Here is a 25,543-nt window from a genome sequence, read left to right on the forward strand (position 1 = left end):
AAAGGTGATTCTGTTGGCGCAAGATTAGCAGAACTGTGACTTGCCTCTTATATTCAAATGGAATTGTTTATACCTAAAATGATTTTTTGGCTGATTTATTAGTCAATCTGATGCGTTATGAAACGATTGAACTGCATTTGTAGCGTATTAATCATCTGCGAAGACCAGCGTACCGCGCTGTTCTCTTGTACGGTTTGCGGCATCCAGATTGCCCACGCGAACAGTGCCATGCACAGAAACCGCTCCAGTTGATTGCCTTTTTGCGGCACGAGGATGGGCAGACGAAAACGCCAGCGGCAGGGCCAAAGCAGGGGAACGCCTGCTGGGGTCAGCATGTCGGCCAGAATGTGACTAAGATAGCCGAGTACCATACCTTGTAAGGCATCGGCAGGTATTATCCAGGTATCCGGGACTTTCAGGTAGAACGTGGCCAGCAGGGCAAAAACCGCCAGCAGGCTATGTGTAAACCCGCGATGACCAAATGCCCGGGCAATGGGTTTTGATATCCACTTCAGACGCTGCCCCAGCAGAGACTTGGGATGATCAATATCCGGCAGCAGGCACGTTAAAATGGCTGAAGGAACAATATGCCACCAGTCACCCTGCGCAAGAACGGGCGTTAGCTCGGCATTCTTGGCAAATACCGCACAGGCAATAGAAAAAAGAAGGTGGCCTTCCGCCGTCATGATAAAACCCAATAAACTGTCGATTCATACAGTATAGGGGTTTTATACAGTAGGCGGAAGAGGTGACGTTGTAACCCTATGTCACAAGTGCGCCTTTACCGCGCCAGCCAACCGCCATCCACCGCCAGCGTATAACCATGAATATAGTCAGAGGCGGGACTTGCAAGGAAAACAACCGGGCCTTTTAGATCATCCGGCGTTCCCCAGCGCCCTGCGGGAATACGATCGATAATCTCCTGATTGCGCTCGCTGTCTGCGCGCAGTTGCTGAGTGTTGTTGGTCGCCATATAGCCGGGCGCGATGGCGTTGACATTAATTCCTTTGGCCGCCCATTCATTGGCGAGCAGGCGAGTGATGCCCAGAACGCCGCTTTTTGATGCGGTATAGGAAGGTACACGGATACCCCCCTGAAAAGAGAGCATCGAGGCAATGTTAATGATTTTTCCACCATTGCCCTGCGCCACAAACTGGCGCGCCACGGCCTGCGACAGAAAGAAAACGGATTTGAGATTCAGATTCATCACGTCATCCCAATCTTTTTCACTGAAGTCCAGCGCATCCTGACGGCGTATAGTTCCTGCATTGTTGACCAGAATATCGACCCGGCCAAACGACGACACCGTTTGTGTCACGATGCTGGTGAGAGCATCTTGTTGACTGAGGTCGGCCTGAATGGCCATAAAGCGTCGACCGAGGGCGTTAATTTTCTCTGCGGTTTCATGCGGTATTTTACGATTCACGCCGACTACATCGCAGCCCGCTTCAGCCAGCGCCACTGCCATACCCTGCCCGAGGCCGGTGTCACATCCAGTGACGATGGCGACTTTACCCTCGAGACGAAAAGCTTCCTGAATCATGTTTACCTCAACTATTTATGTCATTAACGCTTGCGCTATAGGGCAAGGATAGGAGAGGTTAAACAGAAATACAATTTAAAATGAAACGGTGTTTTAAAAATTCAAAGATGAAAAATGAAAAAGCGGGCAATACGATCATTGCCCGTTACAGGATTAGCCGCGCAGATGAGCGGCTGTGAGTTCGGTGAGCGAGGTTAGTTTGACGTCGGCAAGAACGAAGCGAGGATCGTCCTGATTCTCATGCGCTGGTACGACGATGGAACGCATACGGGCAGCTTTCGAGGCAATCATGCCGTTCACTGAGTCTTCCAGTGCTACGCAGTTTAACGGGGCAATGCCCAGTTTCGCCGCACAATCGAGGTAAACTTGTGGGTGCGGTTTGCTGTAAGGCAGTTTTTCTGCAGAAGCCAGCGCGTCGAAGTCATCGCGCAGATCAAACATGGTCAGCACTTTTTCCAGCATATGTAGCGGCGAGGCGGATGCCAGTCCTACTTTGATTCCCTGAGATTTGCACAGTGCCACAGCTTCACGAACGCCTGGCAGCAGCGGTTTTGTCTCTTCAACCAACGCAATGGCCCGGGTAATGATGCGCTCGGTGACTTCCTGACGTGAGGGGCCGTTCCAGGGTTGCTGCGCAAACCACAAATCAACCACCATGTCGATGCGTAAGCCAAGGGTATCGGGAAGTTCATGGCGGCGGGAGATATCAACGCCTAAACTTGCTATCACATCCAGTTCAGCCTGATCCCAAAGCGGTTCAGAATCGACCAGTAACCCATCCATATCGAAAATTGCAGCAAGAATTTGACGCGGGGTTGACATTACAACCTCTCCTTTACGGTGATAAAAGGGATTAGAGCCAGCCTGGACGGACTCTGAGCGTTCATTATGGCTAATTCAGAAGTATACCGCCTTTAAAGATCAGGCGAAAACGGTAATCAACGGGTAAACTTAGGCCAAAATGACACGTCTTAATCAAGGGGAACTCATGACGTATCAACAAGCTGGACGCATTGCCATCTTGAAAAGGCTGGTGGGATGGGTGGTTTTCATTCCCGCGCTGATTTCAACGCTGGTTTCAGTACTGAAGTTTATGTACGCGCACAGCGAAAAGCAGGAAGGGATTAACGCGGTCATGCTCGATTTTGCCCATGTGATGATCGACATGATGCGGGTGAACACACCTTTTCTTAACGTGTTCTGGTATAACTCGCCAACGCCCGATTTTCAAAGTGGACTGAATCTCGTTTTTTGGCTGATATTCATCCTGATTTTTATCGGCCTGGCGTTGCAGGACTCAGGCGCCAGAATGAGCCGCCAGGCGCGTTTCTTACGCGAAGGCGTTGAGGATCAGCTAATTCTGGAACAGGCAAAGGGCAGTGAAGGATTATCCCGCGAGCAACTTGAGTCGCGAATTGTGGTACCGCACCATACGATCTTCTTACAAATTTTCCCGCTTTATATTCTGCCGGTGATCGTTATCGTGATCGGCTACTTTTTCTTCTCATTGCTGGGCTTTTTGTAAGTGCCACTCTATCGGGCCTGCCACGTTGCGAAACGGCAGGCCTGATAAGCAACACGGTACGTCGTTAGGCCGCCAGTAATCTATCCAGCGCTTTCTGCGCCACAACCAAATGCTGTCCCCCGAACAGAATTGCCCGATTCAGCAGCGTATAGAGCTGGTAGATTGGCTGCCTGTCGAGAAAGTCCAGCGGCAGTGGCGAGACAGACTGGTAACCGTCATAAATTTGCGGCGGCTGATCGGTATGTAACGGCAGCATTGCCAGGTCACACTCTCTGTCCCCCCAGTAGCAGGCAGGGTCAAAGATATACGGACCGTTAGGACCGAGGGCGCAGTTCCCGGACCACAAATCACCGTGCAGGAGAGACGGCTGCGGCTGATGAGAAGAGAGACGTTGCTGAACGTGTTCGACGATGGCGTCAATATTGCCAAACGCTATGCCTTTTTCAGCGGCGAGTTCCAGCTGCCAGCCTATACGCTGCTCGGCGAAAAAGGTTGACCAGCGACGTTGCCAGGTATTTGGCTGCGGCGTGGTAGAGAGCGCGTTATCGAAGTCGAGACCAAACTGAGGCTGGTCGCTCCATTCGTGCAAATGCGCAAGCTGTTGGCCGAGGATAAACGCGTTATGCGCATCAAGCGGACGGGGAGGGAGGAAATCCATCACCAGAAAGCTGTAATCTCTGTCTGCGCCTACTGCCCAGACTTTCGGTACAGATACAGTTTGACTGCGGGAAAGTAGCTCCAGCTGATCGGCTTCTGCCGTAAAGCCGGTTAACAGCTCTCTTTCATCGCATTTGACGAAAAAATCTCGCCCCGCATAGCGTAAATGCCATGCGGCGTGGATCTCTCCGCCGGGCAGTTCATTACGCAGTTCGATTTCGCCTTCACCTAATTGCTCGCTTAAAAGACGACTGATAGCCTGCCACATGATGTCTCTCCCCATGTTGTCTGCCAGATCATAAGGTTAGCGCAAGAATGCGGTTAAAAAACACGAACTGACGCACACCACGGACGCGTCATCGCTGGAAAGGCACTTAATGTTTGTCGTTCTTCTTCACCCCGTACCGCTGTGGAGACGTCTGACTGCACATGATTCACTTCTTTGTAATCACGTGATTTTTTATCATAGTCGCATAACACCCATGCTGACAGTTTTACGTGAGAATCCCCCTTTTTCTTCAAAAGAGGGACGGTGTCGTTACTGAGCGAGATACGAATATATTTTTTGCGTGTCGTCCAAAGAGCACAGGCGAGTACCCTGATTCAGCGTTGCTGCGCTGCCCGCGGCGACACCGTAACGGACAATATCCTCAAAAGGCGCGTTCTCTGCCAGTTTAAGCGTCATGGCCCCGACCATACTGTCGCCTGCACCTACGGTACTTTGACTTTTCACCGGTGGCGGAACCACCTGAACGCAGGTATCGCGATCTACACCCAGCGCCCCTTGCGGCCCAAGCGATACCACAACGCGGTGCGCTTTTCCGCTTTGCACGATTTCCTGCGCGGCCTTGCGCACATCATCGGGTTGAGTGAGTTCGCGGTTTACCAGCGCACTCAGTTCTTTGAGGTTGGGTTTGACCAGTTCGATATTGCCGATGGCTAACGCCGCCGTCAGTGCTTCGCCTGAACTGTCGACAATACAGCGGATCCCCTGTTTTTGTGCGGTGGTAATGAGTCGGGTCAACTTCTCAAGCTGTACGCCGGGCGGCAAACTGCCGCTGATGACCAGCAGCGCACCAGACTCAATTTCCAGCACCTGATCCTGAAGTTGGTAGAACTCGTCATCGGTCAGCGCAGCGCCCGGCATGACAAAACGATACTGTTCGCCGCTGGACTCCACGTGGACATGAAGATTTTGTCGGGTCCAGTCTTTGGCTTCGACGGTAAATACGGGAACATTTTCGTCGGCGAGCAATGCAACAAGATGCTCTCCGGTTGCTCCCCCCGCGGGGAAAATCGCCGTTGCGGTTCCGCCAAGATGGGCAATTGCGCGAGCGACGTTGATACCGCCGCCGCCGGGTTCAAAAACCGGCGAGGTACAACGAAGCTTACCTTCCGGGTAAATTTGCGGGGTGATTGTTGCGCTATCGAGAGAGGGCGCAAGTGTTAACGTATAGATACGTACCATCTTTAACTCCTGTTAGGCTGAACTCAGTCTGGCACTTAACCTCTCGAAAGTGAAGTAATTAACAACATGATTTTTCATATCTTTATTTAAAATTATCGCCATAAAGATATATAAATAAAATAAAGGTTTAGGAACGCTCTTATTCAAAAAATGAAATAAGAATTTATTGCTATGTTATTCGAGTCTTTTTATAATTTGTTACCTTTCAAGGGTCTTTTGTCATTGATCCATATGAAAGTTTCCGAGACCGTAATGGTCTCTTTTTTTGTTGTACGGACTCTTAATAAATGAAGCTTTTGAAGACAGTGCCCGCAGCATTACTGCTGACGGGAGGCCTGCTTGCGTCAATGCATGCTGTAGCCGATGATTCCGTTTTTACTGTCATGGATGACCCTTCCAGCGCGAAAAAACCCTTTGAAGGTAACCTGAACGCGGGATATCTCGCCCAGTCAGGCAACACAAAAAGTTCTTCTTTAACCGCAGATACCACCATGACCTGGTACGGCCAAACGACCGCATGGTCTCTGTGGGGAAATGCCAGCAATACCTCCTCAAATGATGAGCGTTCATCGGAGAAATATGCCGTAGGTGGCCGTAGTCGTTATAACATGACCGACTATGACTATCTCTTTGGGCAGGCAAGCTGGTTGACCGACCGTTACAACGGTTATCGCGAGCGTGACGTACTGACCGCAGGTTACGGTCGTCAGTTCCTCAACGGACCTGTGCACAGCTTCCGTTTCGAATTCGGTCCTGGCGTGCGCTATGACGAGCACACGGATGGCACCACCGAAACGCAGCCGTTGGGCTATGCGTCCGGGGCTTATGCATGGCAGATGACGGACAATACCAAGTTTACTCAGGGTGTGTCGGTATTCGGCGCTGACGATACCACGCTCAACTCTGAAACTGCCCTGAACGTTGCCATCAACGAGCACTTTGGGTTAAAGGTGGCTTACAACGTGACCTGGAACTCTGAACCGCCGGCAACAGCGCCGGAGCATACCGATCGCCGTACGACAGTTTCCCTCGGCTATCGGATGTAATGACAAGCCGGGTCAAATAAATGACCTGGCTTTTCTAAGTTAAAGTTAAGTTTATTTAATTTGCGTTTTATTTTTTTATCTGGTCATAACGCGCTATTTTCAGACAAATTCGATTAATCGATAAATAAACGAAAGCGGAACAGTGGGTGAGCGTCATTTAGCCCCAGATCATCGCAGCCCAGCGCAGCATCAACATGGCCGCACAAATAACGAGCAGAATCACAACCATCTTCCAGTGTTTCTTCGCAAAGCGATTTGTGGGCATTGTTTTTTTCCTGCTCAGGTTAGATGACTTTGTGCAAGTGTAACAAAGACGGTTGGGTGCCAGTGAATTGATTTACATCATAGAGCGCGCGTTGATTGTTGCTTTGATCGACCCGTAATGCCGTGTACACTGTCAAACGGTGTTATCAAAAAGCGGGTGTAGGTCCAGTGTGGTCTCTAAGGCGACCAGTGACATATTTCGCAGAGTGAAGCGGGAATCAGCCCAGACCTTTTTGATAATTTTAAATATTGAATCTTTGTATGTGCTCTTACGTGTGGGGCACCACTGCAAATAAGGATATAACATGCCTGTTATTACTCTTCCTGATGGCAGCCAACGCCATTACGACCACGCTGTAAGCCCCATGGATGTTGCGCTGGACATCGGTCCAGGTCTGGCGAAAGCCACTATTGCTGGCCGTGTTGACGGTGAGCTGGTAGATGCTTCCGATCTGATTGAGCATGATGCGAAGCTCTCCATCATCACCGCGAAGGATGAAGAAGGTCTGGAGATCATTCGTCACTCCTGTGCGCACCTGTTAGGGCACGCGATCAAACAACTCTGGCCGCACACCAAAATGGCGATCGGACCGGTTGTTGATAACGGTTTTTACTACGATATCGATCTTGACCGTACGTTAACCCAGGAAGACGTCGACGCGCTCGAGAAGCGGATGCACGAGCTCGCTGAGAAAAACTACGATGTCATTAAGAAGAAAGTCAGCTGGTACGAAGCGCGTGAAACCTTCGTGAAGCGTGGCGAGACCTATAAAGTCTCCATTCTTGATGAAAACATTGCCCATGATGACAAGCCTGGCTTGTACCATCATGAAGAATATGTCGATATGTGCCGTGGCCCGCACGTGCCGAACATGCGTTTCTGCCATCACTTCAAACTGATGAAGACCGCAGGGGCATACTGGCGTGGCGACAGCAATAACAAGATGCTGCAGCGTATTTATGGTACTGCATGGGCAGATAAAAAAGCCCTGAATGCCTACCTGCAACGTCTGGAAGAAGCGGCCAAACGCGATCACCGTAAAATCGGTAAACAGCTTGACCTGTATCATATGCAGGAAGAAGCACCGGGTATGGTGTTCTGGCACAACGATGGCTGGACTATCTTCCGTGAACTGGAAGTATTCGTTCGTTCAAAACTGAAAGAATACCAGTATCAGGAAGTGAAAGGCCCGTTCATGATGGACCGCGTGCTTTGGGAAAAAACAGGTCACTGGGATAACTACAAAGATGCGATGTTCACCACCTCTTCTGAGAACCGTGAATACTGCATTAAGCCAATGAACTGCCCAGGCCACGTGCAGATCTTTAATCAGGGTCTGAAATCCTATCGCGATCTGCCGCTGCGTATGGCTGAGTTTGGTAGCTGCCACCGTAATGAACCGTCAGGTGCGCTGCATGGCCTGATGCGTGTTCGTGGCTTCACTCAAGATGATGCACATATCTTCTGTACTGAAGAGCAGATTCGTGATGAAGTTAACGCGTGCATTCGTATGGTCTACGATATGTACAGCACCTTTGGCTTCGAGAAAATCGTCGTCAAACTGTCCACTCGCCCCGAAAAACGTATCGGTAGCGATGAAATGTGGGACCGTGCTGAAGCTGACCTGGCCGTTGCGCTGGAAGAAAACAACATCCCGTTTGAGTTCCAACTGGGTGAGGGCGCGTTCTACGGTCCGAAAATTGAATTTACCCTGTATGACTGCCTCGATCGTGCATGGCAGTGCGGTACTGTACAGCTGGACTTCTCCCTGCCGTCCCGTTTAAGCGCCTCTTACGTTGGCGAAAACAACGAGCGTCAGGTTCCGGTTATGATTCACCGTGCAATTCTTGGGTCGATGGAACGTTTCATCGGTATCCTGACCGAAGAGTTCGCTGGCTTCTTCCCGACCTGGCTCGCACCAGTTCAGGTTGTGGTCATGAACATCACCGATTCTCAGTCTGAATACGTTAACGAATTAACGCAGAAACTACAAAATGCGGGTATTCGTGTAAAAGCAGACTTGAGAAATGAGAAGATTGGCTTTAAAATCCGCGAGCACACTTTACGTCGTGTCCCTTACATGTTGGTCTGTGGCGACAAAGAGGTAGAAGCAGGCAAAGTTGCCGTGCGCACCCGTCGTGGCAAAGACTTGGGCTGCCTGGACGTAAATGAAGTGATTGAGAAGCTGCAACAAGAGATTCGCAGCCGCAGTCTTCAACAACTGGAGGAATAAGGTATTAAAGGCGGAAAACGAGTTCAAACGGCACGTCCGAATCGTATCAATGGCGAGATTCGCGCCCTGGAAGTTCGCTTAACAGGTCTGGAAGGCGAAGCTTTGGGTATTGTGAGTCTGAGAGAAGCGATCGAAAAAGCTGAAGAAGCTGGAGTAGATTTAGTTGAAATCAGCCCTAACGCCGAACCGCCAGTTTGTCGTATTATGGACTACGGCAAGTTCCTTTATGAAAAGAGTAAGTCTTCTAAGGAACAGAAGAAAAAGCAAAAAGTTATCCAGGTTAAGGAAATTAAATTCCGTCCTGGCACCGACGATGGCGATTACCAGGTAAAACTCCGCAGCCTGGTACGCTTTCTGGAAGATGGCGATAAGGCTAAGATCACGCTGCGTTTTCGCGGTCGTGAGATGGCCCACCAACAGATCGGTATGGAAGTGCTCAACCGCGTCCGTGACGATCTGAGTGAACTGGCAGTAGTCGAATCCTTCCCTACGAAGATCGAAGGCCGCCAGATGATCATGGTGCTCGCTCCTAAGAAGAAACAGTAAGGCCTTCAAGTAGCAATGTCTGTGGAGCCTACGGGTTCCACAGCCGTTGTTCGCCTACGTTTCGTTTATTAACAATGCGAAGTGGAAGTTATTAAAATGCCAAAAATTAAGACCGTACGCGGTGCTGCTAAGCGTTTCAAAAAAACCGGTGGTGGTGGATTTAAGCGTAAGCACGCAAACCTGCGTCATATTCTGACCAAAAAATCTACTAAGCGTAAACGTCACCTGCGTCCAAAAGGCCTCGTGTCTAAAGGCGATCTGGGTCTGGTTATCGCGTGCCTGCCGTACGCATAAGCCGTTAACGTTTAATTCATTTTTTTACTAAGAATATAGATACAGGAGAGCACATATGGCTCGCGTAAAACGTGGTGTAGTTGCCCGTGCACGTCACAAGAAAATTTTGAAACAAGCTAAAGGCTACTACGGTGCGCGTTCTCGCGTATACCGCGTTGCCTTCCAGGCTGTTATCAAAGCTGGTCAGTACGCTTATCGTGACCGTCGTCAGAAAAAGCGTCAGTTCCGTCAACTGTGGATTGCGCGTATCAACGCAGCAGCACGTCAGAACGGTATTTCTTACAGCAAATTCATCAACGGCCTGAAAAAAGCCTCTGTTGAAATCGACCGTAAGATCCTGGCTGACATCGCAGTATTCGACAAAGTAGCGTTCACCGCTCTGGTCGAAAAAGCGAAAGCAGCTCTGGCATAAGCCGGTGAAAAGAGGGAGCCTGGCTCCCTCTCTTTTATTTGTAGTGCAATCAATTAGTTGACAATTTATCCGTAAGCCTTTTCAATAAAGGTTGTCCGGTTTTTACCACACAAGGTAACGCAAGCATGAATGCTGCTATTTTCCGCTTCTTCTTTTACTTTAGCACCTGAACTCAGGAGGCTTGCGCGTGAAAGAAGAAACGGAAAACAGCGCCTAAAAGCCTCCCTGGTGGAGGCTTTTTTTATACGCGTCATCCTTCAAGTTGTCTCTGTATTGGCTGCATTCGCTCTTTGGCCGCGTTGATACAACTTGAATGATTTTGCGTATATACGAGCGACTAGTGAATATCGCAACATAACGAGGAAAACCATGTCACATCTCGCAGAGCTGGTTGCTAGTGCAACGGCCGCCATTAACCAGGCTTCAGATGTTGCCGCGTTAGACAATGTCCGCGTCGAATATTTGGGCAAGAAAGGGCACCTGACCCTTCAGATGACAACCCTGCGCGAACTGCCGCCAGAAGAGCGCCCGGCAGCAGGTGCGGTGATTAACGAAGCCAAAGAGCAGGTACAGCAAGCGCTGAACGCGCGTAAGGCCGAATTAGAAAGTGCTGCGCTGAATGCTCGTCTGGCTGAAGAAACGATCGATATTTCCCTTCCTGGGCGTCGTATCGAAAACGGCGGTCTGCACCCGGTAACGCGTACAATCGACAGGATTGAAAGTTTCTTCGGTGAGCTGGGCTTTACCGTGGCGACCGGTCCGGAAATCGAAGATGACTATCATAACTTCGATGCGCTCAACATTCCTGGCCATCACCCGGCGCGCGCTGACCACGACACTTTCTGGTTTGACGCGACGCGTCTGCTGCGCACACAGACTTCCGGCGTGCAGATCCGCACCATGAAAGAAAAACAGCCGCCGATCCGTATTATCGCCCCGGGCCGCGTATATCGTAACGATTACGATCAGACTCACACCCCAATGTTCCACCAGATGGAAGGGCTGATTGTTGATACCAACATCAACTTCACCAACCTGAAAGGCACGCTGCACGATTTCCTGCGCAACTTCTTTGAAGAAGACCTGCAGGTTCGTTTTCGTCCTTCCTACTTCCCGTTCACTGAACCATCTGCGGAAGTTGACGTGATGGGCAAAAACGGCAAATGGCTGGAAGTGCTGGGCTGCGGGATGGTTCACCCGAACGTGTTGCGTAATGTTGGCATCGATCCGGAAATCTATTCCGGCTTTGCATTCGGTATGGGTATGGAGCGTCTTACTATGTTGCGTTACGGCGTTACCGATCTGCGTTCTTTCTTCGAAAACGATCTGCGTTTCCTCAAACAGTTTAAATAAAGGCAGGATAAAACAATGAAATTCAGTGAACTGTGGTTACGCGAATGGGTAAATCCGGCGATTGATAGCGATGCGCTGTCAAACCAAATCACGATGGCGGGTCTTGAAGTTGACGGTGTGGAACCTGTTTCCGGCGCGTTCAATGGCGTTGTGGTAGGTGAAGTGGTTGAATGCGGCCAACACCCTAACGCTGACAAACTGCGCGTCACCAAAGTGAATGTAGGCGGCGACCGCCTGCTGGATATCGTCTGCGGCGCGCCAAACTGCCGTCAGGGGTTGAAAGTGGCTGTGGCAACCGTTGGTGCCGTTCTGCCGGGCGATTTCAAAATTAAAGCCGCGAAACTGCGCGGTGAACCATCTGAAGGCATGCTGTGCTCGTTCTCCGAGCTGGGTATTTCCGACGATCATAACGGGATTATCGAACTGCCTGCCGATGCGCCAATTGGCACCGATATCCGTGAATACCTGAAGCTTGACGACAACACCATCGAAATCAGCGTCACGCCGAACCGCGCCGACTGCTTAGGCATCATCGGTGTGGCGCGTGATGTTGCTGTACTGAACAAAGCCCCGCTGGTTGAGCCGGAAATCGCGCCAGTAGCCGCGACCATTAGCGACGTCCTGCCGATTCAGGTCGAAGCCGTGGAAGCCTGCCCACGCTATCTGGGCCGCGTGGTGAAAGGCATCAATGTTAAAGCGCCGACCCCGCTGTGGATGAAAGAAAAACTGCGTCGTTGCGGTATTCGTTCTATCGATGCCGTGGTTGACGTGACTAACTATGTGCTGCTCGAACTGGGCCAGCCGATGCACGCATTCGACAAAGACCGCATTGAAGGCGGAATTGTTGTCCGTATGGCAAAAGAGGGTGAGACCCTGGTATTGCTGGACGGCAGCGAAGCGAAGCTGAATGCAGATACGCTGGTGATTGCGGACCACAACAAAGCGCTGGCGATGGGCGGCATCTTTGGTGGCGAACATTCCGGCGTGAACGATGAAACACAAAACGTCCTGCTGGAATGTGCATTCTTCAGCCCGCTGTCTATTACCGGTCGCGCGCGCCGTCACGGTCTGCACACCGATGCATCTCACCGCTATGAACGTGGTGTCGATCCTGCGCTGCAACATAAGGCCATGGAACGTGCAACGCGCCTGCTGATTGATATCTGCGGCGGTGAAGCGGGCCCAGTCATTGATGTGACGAACGAAGCCACGCTGCCAAAACGCGCAACCATTACGCTTCGTCGTAGCAAACTGGATCGTCTGATCGGACACCATATTGCCGATGAGCAGGTGAGCGACATTCTGCGTCGTCTGGGTTGTGACGTGACGGAAGGGCAGGATGAGTGGAAAGCGGTCGCGCCGAGCTGGCGTTTCGATATGGAAATCGAAGAAGACCTGGTCGAAGAAGTCGCCCGCGTATACGGTTATGACAATATCCCGAACACGCCGATTCAGGCGGGTCTTATCATGGGTACGCATCGTGAAGCGGATTTGTCGCTGAAACGTGTAAAAACCATGCTGAATGACAAAGGCTACCAGGAAGTCATTACCTATAGCTTCGTCGACCCGAAAGTCCAGTCACTGCTGCACCCGGGTGAAGAAGCGTTGCTGCTGCCAAGCCCAATCTCTATTGATATGTCGGCAATGCGTTTGTCCCTGTGGACCGGCTTGCTGTCTACGGTAGTGTATAACCAGAATCGTCAGCAGAACCGCGTACGTATTTTCGAAACGGGTTTACGTTTCGTGCCAGATACGCAGGCCAACCTCGGGATCCGTCAGGATCTGATGCTGGCTGGCGTGATCTGCGGTAACCGTCATGATGAACACTGGAATCTGGCAAAAGAGACCGTTGATTTCTATGATCTGAAAGGCGATCTGGAAGCGGTTCTCGACCTGACAGGCAAACTGGCAGACATTCAGTTCAAAGCTGAAGCGAATCCAGCACTGCATCCGGGTCAGTCTGCGGCGATTTATCTGAAAGGTGAACGTATTGGTTTCATTGGGGTTGTTCATCCTGAACTGGAACGTAAACTGGATCTGAACGGTCGCACTCTGGTGTTTGAACTGGAGTGGAATAAGCTCGCAGACCGCGTGGTGCCTCAGGCGCGTGAAGTTTCTCGCTTCCCAGCGAACCGTCGCGATATCGCAGTCGTTGTCGCAGAAAACGTTCCCGCTGCGGATATTTTATCCGAGTGTAAGAAAGTTGGCGTAAATCAGGTAGTTGGCGTAAACTTATTTGACGTGTACCGCGGTAAGGGTGTTGCGGAGGGCTATAAGAGCCTCGCTATCAGCCTGATCCTTCAGGATACCAGCCGTACACTTGAAGAAGAGGAGATTGCCGCTACCGTCGCCAAATGTGTAGAGGCATTAAAAGAGCGATTCCAGGCATCATTGAGGGATTGAACCTATGGCGCTTACAAAAGCTGAAATGTCAGAATATCTGTTTGATAAGCTTGGGCTTAGCAAGCGGGATGCCAAAGAACTGGTCGAGCTGTTTTTCGAAGAGATCCGTCGTGCTCTGGAAAATGGTGAGCAGGTAAAACTCTCTGGTTTTGGTAACTTCGATCTGCGTGATAAGAATCAACGTCCGGGCCGTAACCCGAAAACGGGCGAAGATATTCCCATTACAGCACGGCGCGTGGTGACCTTCAGACCCGGACAGAAGTTAAAAAGCCGGGTTGAAAACGCAACGCCCAAAGAAGAGTGATTTAACGATACGCAGAGTATGACGCGTATAACTAAAAAGGCCGCTATGCGGCCTTTTTCCTTTTCACTACCGAATCAGCACCGTAGAATCACCTCCATCTCTTTTCAGCAGAATGGAAAACATGCTGACTTTCGCCCATCAACAACAGCGCCGAAATGTGCGCTGGATACTGTCACTGTCAGTACTGATGCTACTGGCAACGATTCTAAGCTTGTGCGCAGGAGAACAATGGATCGCTCCCGGCGACTGGTTCAGCGCCCGCGGCGATCTGTTCGTCTGGCAAATTCGACTTCCCCGTACCCTTGCCGTTTTGCTGGTAGGCGCTGCATTGGCCTTATCTGGCGCAGTGATGCAAGCTCTGTTTGAAAACCCGCTCGCAGAGCCTGGATTACTGGGCGTATCTAACGGCGCGGGAGTCGGGCTTATCGCGGCGGTGCTGCTGGGGCAGGGGCAACTCCCCGGCTGGGCGTTGGGCCTTTGCGCCATTGCCGGGGCGCTGATTATCACGCTTATTCTGCTACGTTTCGCCCGTCGACATCTGTCTACCAGCCGCCTGCTGCTGGCGGGAGTGGCGCTGGGGATTATCTGCAGCGCGCTGATGACATGGGCTATCTACTTCTCTACCTCGTTTGATTTACGTCAGCTGATGTACTGGATGATGGGGGGCTTCGGTGGCGTAGACTGGCATCAGGCCTGGCTCATGGTGGCATTGATTCCGGTGCTGGTGTGGATCTGCTGTCAGTCGCAGCCGATGAATATGCTGGCGTTAGGAGAGACTTCTGCGCGTCAGCTAGGACTGCCATTATGGTTCTGGCGCAACCTGCTGGTGGTTGCCACAGGCTGGATGGTTGGCGTGAGCGTGGCTCTGGCAGGGGCGATTGGTTTTATTGGGCTTGTGATCCCGCATATTTTGCGACTGTGCGGCCTCACCGATCACCGTGTTTTACTGCCAGGTTGTGCGTTGGCTGGCGCAATAGCATTATTGTTTGCTGATGTTGTCGCGCGTTTGGTGCTGGCCTCGGCTGAGTTACCTATCGGCGTGGTAACGGCCACCATGGGTGCACCGGTATTTATCTGGCTATTGTTAAAAGCCGCGCGCTAGAACGCGTTGGTTCGGTCTATGATTAAAAACTGAAAATCCACCTGTTGTTCTGGAGATGCTATGCAAAACACTATCCTCGATACAGAAGTGACGACCATCGACGGCGAGGTTACCTCACTGCAGCCGTATTCCGGGAATGTGCTGTTAATCGTCAACGTTGCTTCAAAATGTGGACTGACGCCGCAGTACGAGCAACTGGAAAATCTGCAGAAAGCCTGGCACCAACAGGGCTTCAGCGTTCTTGGTTTCCCTTGCAATCAGTTTCTGGGCCAGGAGCCGGGCAGCGAAGAGGAAATAAAAACGTACTGCAGCACCACATGGGGCGTAACTTTCCCGATGTTCAGCAAAATTGACGTCAACGGCGAGGGACGCCATCCGCTGTATCAGAAGCTGATTGATGCCGCACCAAGGGCCGTTGCGCCTGCGGACAGTGGGTTCTACGAGCGAATGGCGAGCAAAGGTCGTGCGCCGCTCTACCCGGACGATATCCTGTGGAATTTCGAGAAGTTTTTAGTGGGTCGCGATGGAAAAGTGCTGCAACGATTCTCACCGGATATGACGCCTGAGGATCCCATCCTGGTGCAAACCATCAAGCAGGCGCTGGCAAACTAATGTCTCGATTGATGCAGCTACAGGGCGTCGCGGAATCGACCCGTCTCGGTCCGCTTTCTGGTGAGATAAAAGCAGGAGAGATCTTGCATTTAGTGGGACCAAACGGTGCCGGAAAAAGTACGCTGTTGGCGCGTATGGCGGGTCTGACAAACGGAGAGGGCAGTATCACTTTTGGTGATATGCCGTTGGAGGAATGGCCGGCCGCCAGGCTGGCGCAATATCGAGCCTATCTTGCGCAACAGCAAAATCCGCCGTTTGCCATGCCGGTCTGGCATTTTCTGACGCTGCATCAACCCGACAAAGCACGCACCGATCTGTTACAGGAGATCGCCGATGCGCTCGGCCTGGGAGATAAACTGGGGCGCGGCGTGAACCAACTTTCCGGCGGTGAGTGGCAGCGTGTGCGCCTGGCTGCGGTTATCCTGCAGATTTGCCCACAAGCGAATCCATTAGGTCAGCTTTTACTGCTGGATGAGCCGATGAACAGTCTGGATGTCGCGCAACAAAACGCACTGGACCGCTTGTTGAGTCAGCTGTGTTTGCAGGGCATAGCGATTGTGATGAGTAGCCACGACCTTAATCACACCTTACGCCATGCGCATAAAGCCTGGCTACTCAAACGCGGGAAACTGCTTGCCAGTGGTTCACGAGATGCGGTACTGACGCCGGCCAATCTGTCTGCGGCCTATGGCGTCAACTTCCGACGTTTGGATATTGAAGGGCACAGAATGCTCATATCAACCACTTAAGTGAAATGGGTTCTTGAAAATCATATAATTTCCACGCTAAATTGGCATAAAAATAAAATTCAGAGGATTCGTACTGAATGCGCTTTTGGCTCCTTTTCATCACAGCATTGTTTTTGGCGGGTTGCAGCAGCCATCGTGCACCTGCGCCAAATGCCCGCTTGTCGGATTCTATTGCCGTTATCGCCGGTCTTAATGATCAGCTACAAACCTGGCATGGCACACCCTATCGTTATGGCGGCATGAGCCGTAGTGGGGTGGATTGTTCTGGATTTGTTTTGATGACGATGCGCGATAAATTCGACCTGCAACTCCCGCGCGATACGCGTACGCAATCAAAGATTGGTACCGAAATTGATAAAGACGATTTGCTGCCCGGCGATCTGGTTTTCTTTAAAACCGGGTCTGGGGAAAGCGGTCTGCATGTTGGTATTTACGATACCAATAATCAATTTATTCATGCTTCAACCAGTCGTGGCGTGATGCGCTCGTCTCTGGATAACGTTTACTGGCGTAAAAACTTTTGGCAGGCACGACGTATTTAATCCCCCGCAACCCCGAGGCTGCCATCGAGTGCGCAGCCTCAACATCACCATTTGAAAGTTAACTTTTATTTCTGCTTTTGGTTAGACAATCCCCCTGAACATTAAGAGCGTATCTTGCTAAAAATATGATTTATTCCGAGATATTAAAAAGTGCAAAGCTGGATATTCGCTTATAATCAGGATAAGCTAAAAAAAAGGATTCGATTTACCGGCTAAAAAGGGAAAAATGAAAGGGCCTCTACTTGCATCAGCAGTAACGTATTTCTCCATCCTTTGCTACAGGATGCCGGATAACACCCATGCAGCGGGGCTGGCACGATGATTGTTTCACTGGATAATCTTTACCATTCTGAGTTCTCTTTTCTTCCTGCGAGAAGCGAAAAAGGCGATCTTGAATTCGTCGATATCATCACCAGTTTCGCCAGTGCGCATGGGGATGTGTGTATACCCACCGAGCTGGTCCTACCTCGGATGTCAGACGACGAACAATGTCGTTTATTTGTAGAAAAACTAGAATTAATCGAAACGTGCCAACATTTTTTTATTCAGCGAAAAGTATCCGCCTGGATTAATTTAACGCCAGCAGTTGCTAATACTTTATTATCAGATACTGAACTTGCTTCACAAGTTGAACGATTTTCATTTCTGGAGCTGACTATTAATGAAAGCTATCCGGAGTTAAACAAAGGTAAAGATAATCCAATATTGGCCGCACTTGCTGCGCGATTTCCATTAGTCCTGACAAACTATGGTTCTGGCGGTATATCAACCCGGGCAATTTTTGACGGCCTGTTCAAACGCGTCGTGCTGGATAAAAACTTTGTTCAACAAAGGATTGCACATATTTCGTTTGAACCGTTTATGCGGGCTATTCTGGCGCAACTATCGCCCAGCTGTGAGTCAATAATCATTAGCGGAATTGATACACAAGAGATGCTGGAGCGCGTCTTGCCTGTGGGATTTAGTGCCATGCAGGGAGGGTTGTGGCCTGCGGTGCCTCCTGCGCAGATAATTTCGCTCGCTAAGATATAACCCTTTTATTTGCTGGTGTTTAACAGCCTATTAACAGTCTACACTAGAGGCAGGAGGCCCTATGACCCTGTCTTTTACCACTCGCTGGCGTGATGAACTACCAGCAACCTATACCGCGCTTTCACCCACCCCTCTGAAAAACGCGCGCCTTATCTGGCATAACGATGCGCTGGCGGAGCAATTAGCAATTCCTGCGGCGCTATTTGATATTCCGACTGGTGCAGGCGTTTGGGGCGGCGAATCGTTGCTTCCCGGGATGTCGCCTTTAGCCCAGGTTTATAGTGGGCATCAGTTCGGCGTCTGGGCTGGTCAGCTTGGCGATGGACGTGGGATCCTGCTGGGCGAACAACAGCTCGTGGATGGTTCAACGTTTGACTGGCACCTGAAAGGCGCCGGACTCACGCCGTATTCCCGCATGGGTGATGGGCGTGCCGTGCTGCGCTCGACCATTCGTGAAAGCCTGGCCAGTGAAGCGATGTACTACCTGGGAATACCGACCACGCGGGCATTGTCGATTGTCACCAGTGACTCGCCGGTTTATCGCGAAACGGTCGAAGCAGGGGCGATGCTCATTCGCGTGGCGCAAAGCCATATGCGGTTTGGCCATTTTGAGCATTTTTACTATCGCCGAGAGCCGGAAAAAGTGCGCGAGTTGGCTGACTTTGCGATTCGCCATTACTGGCCGCAATGGCAGGAAGAAGCCGATAAGTATCAGCTGTGGTTTAACGATGTTGTCACGCGTACTGCGACGTTAATCGCTGACTGGCAGGCGGTAGGATTTGCACATGGTGTTATGAACACGGACAACATGTCGATTCTGGGTCTGACGATGGATTACGGTCCATTCGGTTTTCTTGATGATTACGTGCCTGATTATATCTGCAACCACTCTGACAACCAGGGGCGATACAGTTTCGATAACCAACCGGCTGCTGCGTTGTGGAACCTGCAACGTCTGGCGCAAACCCTGTCGCCGTTTATCCAGGTCGAGGCGCTAAATGATGCGCTGGACAGTTACCAGCTGGCGCTGTTAACTCGCTATGGTCAGCGGATGCGGCAAAAGCTCGGCTTCTTTAGCGAGCAGAAAGACGATAACGAACTGCTTAGCGAACTGTTTAGCCTGATGGCGCGAGAAAGAAGCGACTATACGCGAACGTTTCGCATGCTCAGCGAAACGGAGCAGCACAGTGCGCAATCTCCGTTGCGCGATGAGTTTATCGACCGCGCAGCATTTGACGACTGGTTCACGCGGTATCGCTCGCGCCTTCAGCAGGACAATATTGCCGATGCAGTCAGACAAACACAGATGAAGGCGGCAAATCCGGCGATGGTATTACGTAACTGGCTGGCGCAACGGGCGATTAGTCAGGCAGAGCAGGGGGATTACGCCGAACTGCATCGGTTGCACCAGGCGTTGCGTACCCCGTTTGCCGATCGCGATGACGACTATGCCAGCCGTCCACCTGACTGGGGCAAACGGCTGGAAGTGAGTTGTTCAAGCTAAGGGGCCAGAAATACCTGCGGGGAAGCGTTGGCCGGATGCTGGCCAACGTGTACCTGAGCACCGTACCAGCGCTTCAGATCATCGGCCTGTAACACAGTTTCCGGTGTTCCCTGCGACACCAGCCTGCCGTTGTGCAGCAGCACTATTCTGTCTGCCCACAGTGCGGCGAGGTTCAGATCGTGAAGCACAATGCACACATGCAGCTCACCCGAAGCGGTTAGCGTTTTTAGCATGCGCAACAGATGCTGCTGGTGGTAAAGATCCAGCGCGGAGGTCGGTTCATCAAGGAATAACCAACCGCGAGGCGCACCGTCGCACCAGAGTTGTGCCAACGCACGGGCTAACTGCACTCGCTGTTGCTCGCCGCCGGAAAGCGCGGCGTATTGCCGGCCTGCCAGAGGCGTACATCCGGTCATCTCCATTACCTGTGCAATAAGCCCAGGTTCCGGTCGTTGGGTCCAGGGCGCGCGACCCATCGCGATGACGGCCTCTACCTGCCAGTCAAATCCCAGTTGCGTTTGCTGACGCATTACCGCCCGGTGTCGCGACAGCATTTGGGTAGGCCACTCCTCCAGCGGTTTGCCCGCCAGCACGCAGCGCCCGGTAGCCGGTTTCAGAAAACCGGTCAGCAAGCGTAGCAGAGTGGATTTCCCCGCACCGTTTGGGCCGATGAGCGCCACCAGTTCACCTTTTGTAAGGGCGAGCGATACGTCGTCGATCACCGCTCTGCCAGCTACGTGATAGTGAAGCCTTTCGGCGATGAAATGTTCAGCCATGCGGTCCTCGCTGACGAAAAATAAGCCATAAAAACCACGGTGCGCCGAGAAGACTGGTTAACAGACCGACCGGCATCTCCGCAGGCGCAACCGCCGTACGGGCCAGTGTGTCGGCAATCAGCAATAAAAATGCGCCCGCCAGCACGGAACCCGGAATAACGGCCCGATGGTCTGAGCCGAGCCACATACGTATTAAATGTGGGATGACCAACCCGATAAAGCCAATCACGCCGCTTACCGCCACGGCTGAGGCAACCAGTAGTGCGCTACAAAGCAGCAAAATACGCTGGATTGTACGCACATCAACGCCGAGATAATGCGCCTCTTCCTCACCCAGTTGCAGAAGATTCAGCGCCGGAGCAAGTCGCCAGATGATCAGCACTGTCGGGATTGTCAGTGAAGTGACAGCCAACAGTGTGGACCACTGCGCGGCCCCCAGACTTCCCATTCCCCATAGCGACAGCTGGCGCAGTTGCGCATCATTACTGACCCACGACAAAACGCCAACCGCCGCCCCACAGAGCGCGTTAATGGCAATGCCGACCAGCAGCAGGCGTGAGAGTGAACCGTCGCGCTGTTGGCTAAGGATAAAAATCACTACGGTTGCCGCCAGCGCGCCGAAAAAAGCGGCCAGCATTGGAGCATACAACATCAGCAGCGCGGGCAAGGAGACAGGCAGCACCACCCACAGGGCCACAGCGCAGGCGGCGCCGCTGCTTATTCCCAGTAATCCAGGGTCTGCAAGTGGATTGCGAAACAGCCCCTGCATCACGCAGCCCGCGAGCGCCAGAGAGCCGCCAATCACTAGCGCCAGCAGGACGCGGGGCAGACGAATCGTGAGCCAGATTTGACGCAGTGCCTCATCGCCATCACGCCAGAGCAGACTTACCGGCAGGCGCAACGCGCCAAAACCGGTAGCCAGAACCGTCATTACAACCAGCATCAATGCCAACATCCACAACGAACAGGTGATCCGCCGGGACATCAGGGCAATTGCTCCGCTTTAGCACGAAGCTGCAAAATAGCCTGTGGCGTCCGAACGCTGAAGCCCAACAGCGCCATATCGTCAACCTGCAATACCTGTTTATTCCTTCCGGCAGGTGTTTGCGCAAGTCCCGGTAGCGCCCACAGGTTTGCCTCGCCACCCATCGCCTTAACACCTTCTTGTGAAATCACTACCAGATCGGGCTGGCTGGCAATGACGCCTTCTTGTGACAGCGGCTGATAGCGATTAACGCCCTGCATCGCGTTGCGTAGACCTGCGGCACGAATCGCCGCATCGGCTCCGGTTTGCTGGCCCGCCGCCATCGCGGTCATCCCGCCATGATTGAGAATAAACAGCACACGTTTATTAAGTTCAGATGACGGGAGTGTCGCCAGTTCCTGACGTAACGTTGCGCGCAGCGTTTCGCCGTCGGCCTCCCGATGAGTAGCCTCGGCGATAACCCGAACTTTTTCATCAATCGCGTTAAGATCGTTGCTTGCTGGGATCGTGACAACCCTGACGTTGCTCTGCTCGAGCTGTTTTAACACCAGAGAAGGCTGCGCCTGCGCGCTGGCAAGGACCAGCGTAGGGCGTGTGGCAAGGATCCCTTCGGCGTTGAGCTGGCGCAAATAACCAACATCAGGTAACGCGGTTGCCGCAGCAGGCCATTGGCTGGTGCTGTCTCTCGCCACAAGGGAGGGTTGTGCTCCCAGTGCGTATACGATCTCGGTGACATCGCCACCGAGGGCAACAACTCGTTCCTCGGGCGCAGCCAGTGTGGCGAAGGGCAGCAGCGCGATCAGGGCCAGCAGTTTTTTCATGCGGCCAGTCCTTTCGGCGTCAGTGCGTCAATCTGTGCGCGCCATTGCGTCTGCTCCGGCTCGCCTTCCGTACGTTGACCATACAGTTGTGCGATTTGCGTACCGTCGGCAGCAAACAGTTCCAGACTGGTGACGTGACCATCGGCGGTCAGTTTGCGCGTCACCCACGTTTCGGCCACGCTCTCTTCCAGCAGATGCAGGGTAAAGGTTGGGTTGAAGATGTTTAGCCAGCCTTTCATCGGTACCAGTTTTTCAATCACGCCGGTAAAAATCTGTACACAGCCGCGATTACCCACAAAAACCATAATTTCGTTGCCATCCTGACGCGCGGTGTCGAGTAACTGCGCCAGTGCACTATTAGAAACCTTACAGGCCAGATCGTCGCCCACCAGATTAAATGCCTGTTGGCGGGTGAGTTCATGGCGTTTCAGCAGACCGAAGAACTGGTGGACATCGGTCATCGCTCGCCACTCTTGATCGACGGTCTGCGCATCGACCGTGACGGCGGCAGGCGCAGAATTGTTGGCGGGTTGCAGTGCCAGCGGCGGGTTTTCTGCAAAGATGAAACGGGTCAGCAACGCTGCCCATTCCTCAACGAGGGTATTTTGCGTGGTATAGACCTTCAGCAGCGCATCTCCCTGATGGTCGAAGAACTGAATGCTCTGACGCTCACCATGGGCGGTTGTTTCGCTGATATGAAAGGTGCTGGCCCACTGATTCAGGAAAAGACGCAGATCGAGGGCGCGCGGATTGAGAACCAGTCCGGCATGACCGTTGAGGTGCTGATTGGTAAAAGCACCCACCTGCTCATGTACTGCGTATTCATTGCGGCAAATACATTTGGTTTCGCCAACTGCTTCCAGTGCGCTGAGAATTTCACGCACTTCGCCACGTAAGCGCCAGGCATCGTGACCGACGCGTGCAAAGGTCAGTTCGGCTTCGCTAATATTCATCAACCCCGCAATATCACGTGCGTATTTGCCAGGATTTTCTTTCTTCAGTTCCAGCCAGCGTGTGTAATGATTCATTGTCTCTTCCTTCCAGATTGCGTCCCCGGCGAACCGGGGAAAAGTGATTACCACTGATAACTCACGAAAATTTTGCCATTACGACCATCCTGCGGAATGCCTTGCGGCGACCAGTACTCTTTGTCGAAGGCGTTGCCTAGTACCAGCGTGGTGGTCATGCCTTTCAGCGCTTGTTGGCCCTGATAGCTGACGTAGAAATCGTTTACCGCATAGCCGGGCTGTTTAGCGTAGGTGCTGCTGATATGCGTTGAACGGTCAGCAAATGTCCCTATCCAGCCGACAGAGAAACCGCTGTGCGCAACTGGCACATTCAGTTTGCTGGTGACGGTGTCCGGGTTAATGCTTGAAATGTATTCGCCGGTGTCAGTATCTTTTCCGCGTGTGCGGTTATAGGCCATGTCGAGGCTGAACAGATCGGTGGAATATTTCGCCATCACATCCCAGCCCCAGATTTTGGCGTTGGGTACGTTATAGGACATGGTTGTTGCAGCGGCGAAATCGACGCTGGTGGAGATGTAATCTTTCGCTTTGGTGTCGAAATAGCTGGCTTTAAATTCGAGCGCGTCGCTCGCCATCAGAAGATCGTCAAAGCGCAGGCCAAATCCGTATTCCTGTGTTTCGTTGGTTTCCGGGCGCAGGTTAGGGTTCGGCACCCAGTAGTTGGTGTAAAAACGACCAATCGAGAAGTGTTTCGCATCGTTATACATCTCGCCCATAGTCGGGGCACGGAAAGCCTGAGCGTATGAACCGAACAGCATCAGCCAGTCAGTTGGCGCAACCGTTAATCCGGCGCGGGACGACCATTTATCGGCATCGACATCTTCATAACCGTCGCTGCTGCCGCGATAAGAGTCATAACGGGTACCGCCCAGCAGCGTAACCGGCAGGTCGCGCAGGGTGATTTCATCCTGTAGCCAGCCGGAGCTGAAATCGATCTTAGCCTCCGGGAAGCCAGTTGTTGCTCCTCCCGGTTGTTGTTCCTGACGATAGTATTCACCGCCGTAGGTCAACAGGTGAGATGCAAAAGAGTCGGTAAACAGGCGGCTGCGGTTGTCGATCTTCCCGCCTTTGGTGGTTTGCTTGCGAAATTCGCCAGTGTTATCTGCGTTCTGAGCATTAATGCGCGCTTCGGACCAGTAGATACGGGCGTCAGCGTTCAGCCAGTCATTGTCCGCCGGAGCGAGCGAGTAGGTCAGTTGCGCATCACGCTGGATCGTTGAACGGTTGGTCATCGGGTTGCTGGCATCCGCCGCGCTGGTCTGCGGGTTTTTAGGTTCCCGGGCGTCATTATTGTAGTAACGCAGCGAACCGGCCAGCGTCTGGGCGCTGTCAATTTTCCAGCTACCTTTCGCCAGCATATTGTTAATTGCTTCGTCATTCGGCGCAGTAGTACCGTCACTCTGGCGTAAATCACCGCGATCGCGGCTGGACCAGGCAAGCAGTCCGTCCAGCGTATCGGTACGGCCATACGTGCTGGCACCCATGCCGAGACTGTGATCGCCGGTCGCCGCGGTACCGAACACGCGATAACCGCTGTTTTGCCCGACGTCCAGTAGATCTTTGGCATCTGCAGTGTCATAGGCGATCACGCCGCCTAGCGCGCCGCTACCGTACAGTAGTGCGGAAGGGCCACGCACGACTTCGATGCGTTTGATAAGCGCCGGGTCGAGGAAGGTACTGTTCAGGTGTCCGGTGTCGGTTCCCTGACGAACACCGTCAACCAGTACCAGAACGCCGCGTCGATCGTAGCCGCGCAGATTCACGTCCTGGCCGTTGGTACGGCCCGTACCGTCAAGGGTCAGGCCTGGAACCTTACGTAACAGGTCGGCAGCTGAGCTGGCGGTTTGGTTTTCTGGGGCGGTGGCGTCAATGACGCTAACCATCATTGGCGCTTCAAAGGCGCTACGGGCATTGCCGGTGGCGGTAACGGTCATATCCTCGACCGCCGCCCAGGCGACGGCGGGCAGGTTACTGATAATCGCCAGCGCCAACAGCGATGGGCGCAGGGAAGCGGTGTGCAGGTAAGGCATAGCAACTCTCCATTAGGAAATCGAAAAGCGCTGGCTGCCTGGGTATGACCTGGGTGGCTGGCGAAATGTGTTGTTTATTTAGTCAGAATGAGTTTTCCGGCTTGTGTCTGGCGCAGCAGGTAGTGCTGACCATCATGTTCTATGATCACGCGTCCTTCGTTACCAAGCAGGGTTTTACTGTCAATTCGTCGCTCGTTTGGCGCGACGGAAGGCGGTGTTTTGTCTTTTGCAGGCGTTGCCGTTGTGTTATCCATACGTGACATAGTGTTTAAAAATAACAATCAATGTAACAATGATAATCATTATCATCAAA

At 52.4% G+C, this 25,543-nt stretch carries 28 protein-coding genes and 1 other annotated feature; of the genes, 16 read left to right on the plus strand and 12 right to left on the minus strand.

Features of this window, described 5'->3' with window-relative positions; translation table 11 throughout:
• Nucleotides 1-98: 98 nt before the first annotated feature.
• The 3 genes from OGY09_RS18770 to hxpB all read right to left on the minus strand — a co-directional run bounded on the left by OGY09_RS18770 (nt 99) and on the right by hxpB (nt 2,365).
• Complete coding sequence (locus OGY09_RS18770; RefSeq protein ID WP_008784570.1) at nt 99-698, minus strand: metal-dependent hydrolase; 600 nt, start codon at nt 696-698, stop codon at nt 99-101.
• 83 nt (nt 699-781) lie between these two features.
• Nucleotides 782-1,543, minus strand: a complete 762-nt coding sequence (gene kduD / locus OGY09_RS18775; protein WP_032943158.1) for a 2-dehydro-3-deoxy-D-gluconate 5-dehydrogenase KduD — start codon at nt 1,541-1,543, stop codon at nt 782-784.
• Between the two features lie 153 nt (nt 1,544-1,696).
• On the minus strand, nt 1,697-2,365 hold the full coding sequence (gene hxpB, locus OGY09_RS18780) for a hexitol phosphatase HxpB (RefSeq protein ID WP_032943160.1): 669 nt from the start codon (nt 2,363-2,365) through the stop codon (nt 1,697-1,699).
• Between the two features lie 166 nt (nt 2,366-2,531).
• Between hxpB and OGY09_RS18785 the strand changes: the two genes are divergently transcribed.
• On the plus strand, nt 2,532-3,068 hold the full coding sequence (locus tag OGY09_RS18785; protein ID WP_008784573.1) for a YniB family protein: 537 nt from the start codon (nt 2,532-2,534) through the stop codon (nt 3,066-3,068).
• Nucleotides 3,069-3,132: 64 nt separating this feature from the next.
• Here OGY09_RS18785 and OGY09_RS18790 read toward each other — a convergent pair whose 3' ends face one another.
• Nucleotides 3,133-3,993 carry a fructosamine kinase family protein gene (locus tag OGY09_RS18790; protein WP_003030598.1) on the minus strand — a complete coding sequence of 287 codons (861 nt, stop codon included), beginning with the start codon at nt 3,991-3,993 and terminating at the stop codon, nt 3,133-3,135.
• Between the two features lie 270 nt (nt 3,994-4,263).
• Nucleotides 4,264-5,193, minus strand: coding sequence for a 6-phosphofructokinase II (pfkB, locus tag OGY09_RS18795; RefSeq protein WP_032943161.1), 930 nt, complete (start codon nt 5,191-5,193; stop codon nt 4,264-4,266).
• Nucleotides 5,194-5,480: 287 nt separating this feature from the next.
• On the opposite strand from pfkB, the gene OGY09_RS18800 reads away from it, so the two are divergent.
• A complete protein-coding gene (locus OGY09_RS18800; protein WP_003832568.1) occupies nt 5,481-6,239 on the plus strand; it encodes a DUF481 domain-containing protein in 759 nt (252 codons plus the stop codon).
• A 157-nt stretch (nt 6,240-6,396) separates the two neighbouring features.
• Here the strand turns inward: OGY09_RS18800 and yniD are convergent, their stop codons facing one another.
• Nucleotides 6,397-6,504, minus strand: coding sequence for a small membrane protein YniD (gene yniD / locus OGY09_RS18805; protein WP_003030590.1), 108 nt, complete (start codon nt 6,502-6,504; stop codon nt 6,397-6,399).
• 304 nt (nt 6,505-6,808) lie between these two features.
• Between yniD and thrS the strand changes: the two genes are divergently transcribed.
• The 14 genes from thrS (at nt 6,809) to selO (ending at nt 19,590) form a co-directional block, all read left to right on the plus strand.
• Nucleotides 6,809-8,737 (plus strand): threonine--tRNA ligase, encoded by a 1,929-nt coding sequence (gene thrS / locus OGY09_RS18810; protein WP_286590788.1) that lies wholly within the window; start codon nt 6,809-6,811, stop codon nt 8,735-8,737.
• Between the two features lie 3 nt (nt 8,738-8,740).
• Nucleotides 8,741-9,283: a translation initiation factor IF-3 gene (gene infC / locus OGY09_RS18815; RefSeq protein WP_048997935.1), complete on the plus strand. Its 543-nt coding sequence runs from the start codon at nt 8,741-8,743 to the stop codon at nt 9,281-9,283.
• A 96-nt stretch (nt 9,284-9,379) separates the two neighbouring features.
• Nucleotides 9,380-9,577: a 50S ribosomal protein L35 gene (gene rpmI, locus OGY09_RS18820; protein ID WP_003030583.1), complete on the plus strand. Its 198-nt coding sequence runs from the start codon at nt 9,380-9,382 to the stop codon at nt 9,575-9,577.
• 55 nt (nt 9,578-9,632) lie between these two features.
• Complete coding sequence (rplT, locus tag OGY09_RS18825) at nt 9,633-9,989, plus strand: 50S ribosomal protein L20 (RefSeq protein WP_003030578.1); 357 nt, start codon at nt 9,633-9,635, stop codon at nt 9,987-9,989.
• A 120-nt stretch (nt 9,990-10,109) separates the two neighbouring features.
• Nucleotides 10,110-10,234 (plus strand) — a sequence feature (Phe leader region).
• On the plus strand, nt 10,115-10,159 hold the full coding sequence (gene pheM / locus OGY09_RS18830; protein ID WP_001386830.1) for a pheST operon leader peptide PheM: 45 nt from the start codon (nt 10,115-10,117) through the stop codon (nt 10,157-10,159). Its footprint overlaps the feature before it by 45 nt.
• 124 nt (nt 10,235-10,358) lie before the next feature.
• The gene (pheS, locus tag OGY09_RS18835) at nt 10,359-11,342 is read left to right on the plus strand and encodes a phenylalanine--tRNA ligase subunit alpha (RefSeq protein ID WP_003832580.1); all 984 of its coding nucleotides are present in this window, start codon (nt 10,359-10,361) and stop codon (nt 11,340-11,342) included.
• A 15-nt stretch (nt 11,343-11,357) separates the two neighbouring features.
• Complete coding sequence (gene pheT, locus OGY09_RS18840; RefSeq protein ID WP_032943162.1) at nt 11,358-13,745, plus strand: phenylalanine--tRNA ligase subunit beta; 2,388 nt, start codon at nt 11,358-11,360, stop codon at nt 13,743-13,745.
• Nucleotides 13,746-13,749: 4 nt separating this feature from the next.
• Nucleotides 13,750-14,049, plus strand: a complete 300-nt coding sequence (ihfA, locus tag OGY09_RS18845) for an integration host factor subunit alpha (protein WP_003030571.1) — start codon at nt 13,750-13,752, stop codon at nt 14,047-14,049.
• A 121-nt stretch (nt 14,050-14,170) separates the two neighbouring features.
• Nucleotides 14,171-15,151 carry a vitamin B12 ABC transporter permease BtuC gene (gene btuC, locus OGY09_RS18850; RefSeq protein ID WP_003832584.1) on the plus strand — a complete coding sequence of 327 codons (981 nt, stop codon included), beginning with the start codon at nt 14,171-14,173 and terminating at the stop codon, nt 15,149-15,151.
• A gap of 60 nt (nt 15,152-15,211) precedes the next feature.
• A complete protein-coding gene (locus tag OGY09_RS18855; RefSeq protein WP_032943163.1) occupies nt 15,212-15,763 on the plus strand; it encodes a glutathione peroxidase in 552 nt (183 codons plus the stop codon).
• Nucleotides 15,763-16,512, plus strand: a complete 750-nt coding sequence (gene btuD / locus OGY09_RS18860) for a vitamin B12 ABC transporter ATP-binding protein BtuD (protein ID WP_032943164.1) — start codon at nt 15,763-15,765, stop codon at nt 16,510-16,512. The genes OGY09_RS18855 and btuD overlap by 1 nt, the downstream gene beginning before the upstream one ends.
• A gap of 77 nt (nt 16,513-16,589) precedes the next feature.
• The gene (locus OGY09_RS18865; protein ID WP_003832591.1) at nt 16,590-17,054 is read left to right on the plus strand and encodes an NlpC/P60 family protein; all 465 of its coding nucleotides are present in this window, start codon (nt 16,590-16,592) and stop codon (nt 17,052-17,054) included.
• Nucleotides 17,055-17,372: 318 nt separating this feature from the next.
• Nucleotides 17,373-18,086 carry an EAL domain-containing protein gene (locus OGY09_RS18870; RefSeq protein WP_032943165.1) on the plus strand — a complete coding sequence of 238 codons (714 nt, stop codon included), beginning with the start codon at nt 17,373-17,375 and terminating at the stop codon, nt 18,084-18,086.
• Nucleotides 18,087-18,147: 61 nt separating this feature from the next.
• Nucleotides 18,148-19,590, plus strand: coding sequence for a protein adenylyltransferase SelO (selO, locus tag OGY09_RS18875; RefSeq protein ID WP_032943166.1), 1,443 nt, complete (start codon nt 18,148-18,150; stop codon nt 19,588-19,590).
• On the opposite strand, the gene OGY09_RS18880 is transcribed toward selO, so the two are convergent.
• The 6 genes from OGY09_RS18880 to hemP all read right to left on the minus strand — a co-directional run bounded on the left by OGY09_RS18880 (nt 19,587) and on the right by hemP (nt 25,493).
• Nucleotides 19,587-20,366, minus strand: a complete 780-nt coding sequence (locus OGY09_RS18880; RefSeq protein WP_032943167.1) for a heme ABC transporter ATP-binding protein — start codon at nt 20,364-20,366, stop codon at nt 19,587-19,589. The two genes, selO and OGY09_RS18880, sit on opposite strands and share 4 nt — an antisense overlap.
• The gene (locus OGY09_RS18885; protein WP_003832595.1) at nt 20,359-21,351 is read right to left on the minus strand and encodes a FecCD family ABC transporter permease; all 993 of its coding nucleotides are present in this window, start codon (nt 21,349-21,351) and stop codon (nt 20,359-20,361) included. The genes OGY09_RS18880 and OGY09_RS18885 overlap by 8 nt, the downstream gene beginning before the upstream one ends.
• Nucleotides 21,351-22,172 (minus strand): heme/hemin ABC transporter substrate-binding protein, encoded by an 822-nt coding sequence (locus tag OGY09_RS18890; RefSeq protein ID WP_032943168.1) that lies wholly within the window; start codon nt 22,170-22,172, stop codon nt 21,351-21,353. The genes OGY09_RS18885 and OGY09_RS18890 overlap by 1 nt, the downstream gene beginning before the upstream one ends.
• Nucleotides 22,169-23,200, minus strand: coding sequence for a hematinate-forming heme oxygenase ChuS (gene chuS, locus OGY09_RS18895; protein WP_032943169.1), 1,032 nt, complete (start codon nt 23,198-23,200; stop codon nt 22,169-22,171). The genes OGY09_RS18890 and chuS overlap by 4 nt, the downstream gene beginning before the upstream one ends.
• Before the next feature lie 47 nt (nt 23,201-23,247).
• The gene (locus tag OGY09_RS18900; protein ID WP_150388298.1) at nt 23,248-25,230 is read right to left on the minus strand and encodes a TonB-dependent hemoglobin/transferrin/lactoferrin family receptor; all 1,983 of its coding nucleotides are present in this window, start codon (nt 25,228-25,230) and stop codon (nt 23,248-23,250) included.
• Between the two features lie 74 nt (nt 25,231-25,304).
• Nucleotides 25,305-25,493 (minus strand): hemin uptake protein HemP, encoded by a 189-nt coding sequence (gene hemP / locus OGY09_RS18905; protein ID WP_032943171.1) that lies wholly within the window; start codon nt 25,491-25,493, stop codon nt 25,305-25,307.
• Between the last annotated feature and the right edge of the window lie 50 nt (nt 25,494-25,543).

This window comes from Citrobacter sp. Cpo071, from assembly GCF_030332765.1.
GTDB lineage: Bacteria > Pseudomonadota > Gammaproteobacteria > Enterobacterales > Enterobacteriaceae > Citrobacter > Citrobacter portucalensis.

Bases quoted from the DNA above. Each gene is read 5' to 3' on its own strand.
- OGY09_RS18870 (WP_032943165.1), top strand. From the start codon at position 17,373: ATGATTGTTTCACTGGATAATCTTTACCATTCTGAGTTCTCTTTTCTT.
- rpmI (WP_003030583.1), top strand. From the start codon at position 9,380: ATGCCAAAAATTAAGACCGTACGCGGTGCTGCTAAGCGTTTCAAAAAA.
- kduD (WP_032943158.1), bottom strand. From the start codon at position 1,543: ATGATTCAGGAAGCTTTTCGTCTCGAGGGTAAAGTCGCCATCGTCACT.
- rplT (WP_003030578.1), top strand. From the start codon at position 9,633: ATGGCTCGCGTAAAACGTGGTGTAGTTGCCCGTGCACGTCACAAGAAA.
- OGY09_RS18880 (WP_032943167.1), bottom strand. From the start codon at position 20,366: ATGGCTGAACATTTCATCGCCGAAAGGCTTCACTATCACGTAGCTGGC.
- hemP (WP_032943171.1), bottom strand. From the start codon at position 25,493: ATGTCACGTATGGATAACACAACGGCAACGCCTGCAAAAGACAAAACA.
- OGY09_RS18790 (WP_003030598.1), bottom strand. From the start codon at position 3,993: ATGTGGCAGGCTATCAGTCGTCTTTTAAGCGAGCAATTAGGTGAAGGC.
- OGY09_RS18890 (WP_032943168.1), bottom strand. From the start codon at position 22,172: ATGAAAAAACTGCTGGCCCTGATCGCGCTGCTGCCCTTCGCCACACTG.
- pheT (WP_032943162.1), top strand. From the start codon at position 11,358: ATGAAATTCAGTGAACTGTGGTTACGCGAATGGGTAAATCCGGCGATT.
- OGY09_RS18785 (WP_008784573.1), top strand. From the start codon at position 2,532: ATGACGTATCAACAAGCTGGACGCATTGCCATCTTGAAAAGGCTGGTG.
- OGY09_RS18900 (WP_150388298.1), bottom strand. From the start codon at position 25,230: ATGCCTTACCTGCACACCGCTTCCCTGCGCCCATCGCTGTTGGCGCTG.
- pheS (WP_003832580.1), top strand. From the start codon at position 10,359: ATGTCACATCTCGCAGAGCTGGTTGCTAGTGCAACGGCCGCCATTAAC.
- pfkB (WP_032943161.1), bottom strand. From the start codon at position 5,193: ATGGTACGTATCTATACGTTAACACTTGCGCCCTCTCTCGATAGCGCA.
- ihfA (WP_003030571.1), top strand. From the start codon at position 13,750: ATGGCGCTTACAAAAGCTGAAATGTCAGAATATCTGTTTGATAAGCTT.
- hxpB (WP_032943160.1), bottom strand. From the start codon at position 2,365: ATGTCAACCCCGCGTCAAATTCTTGCTGCAATTTTCGATATGGATGGG.
- OGY09_RS18885 (WP_003832595.1), bottom strand. From the start codon at position 21,351: ATGTCCCGGCGGATCACCTGTTCGTTGTGGATGTTGGCATTGATGCTG.
- OGY09_RS18800 (WP_003832568.1), top strand. From the start codon at position 5,481: ATGAAGCTTTTGAAGACAGTGCCCGCAGCATTACTGCTGACGGGAGGC.
- selO (WP_032943166.1), top strand. From the start codon at position 18,148: ATGACCCTGTCTTTTACCACTCGCTGGCGTGATGAACTACCAGCAACC.
- thrS (WP_286590788.1), top strand. From the start codon at position 6,809: ATGCCTGTTATTACTCTTCCTGATGGCAGCCAACGCCATTACGACCAC.
- yniD (WP_003030590.1), bottom strand. From the start codon at position 6,504: ATGCCCACAAATCGCTTTGCGAAGAAACACTGGAAGATGGTTGTGATT.
- OGY09_RS18865 (WP_003832591.1), top strand. From the start codon at position 16,590: ATGCGCTTTTGGCTCCTTTTCATCACAGCATTGTTTTTGGCGGGTTGC.
- chuS (WP_032943169.1), bottom strand. From the start codon at position 23,200: ATGAATCATTACACACGCTGGCTGGAACTGAAGAAAGAAAATCCTGGC.
- btuC (WP_003832584.1), top strand. From the start codon at position 14,171: ATGCTGACTTTCGCCCATCAACAACAGCGCCGAAATGTGCGCTGGATA.
- btuD (WP_032943164.1), top strand. From the start codon at position 15,763: ATGTCTCGATTGATGCAGCTACAGGGCGTCGCGGAATCGACCCGTCTC.
- OGY09_RS18855 (WP_032943163.1), top strand. From the start codon at position 15,212: ATGCAAAACACTATCCTCGATACAGAAGTGACGACCATCGACGGCGAG.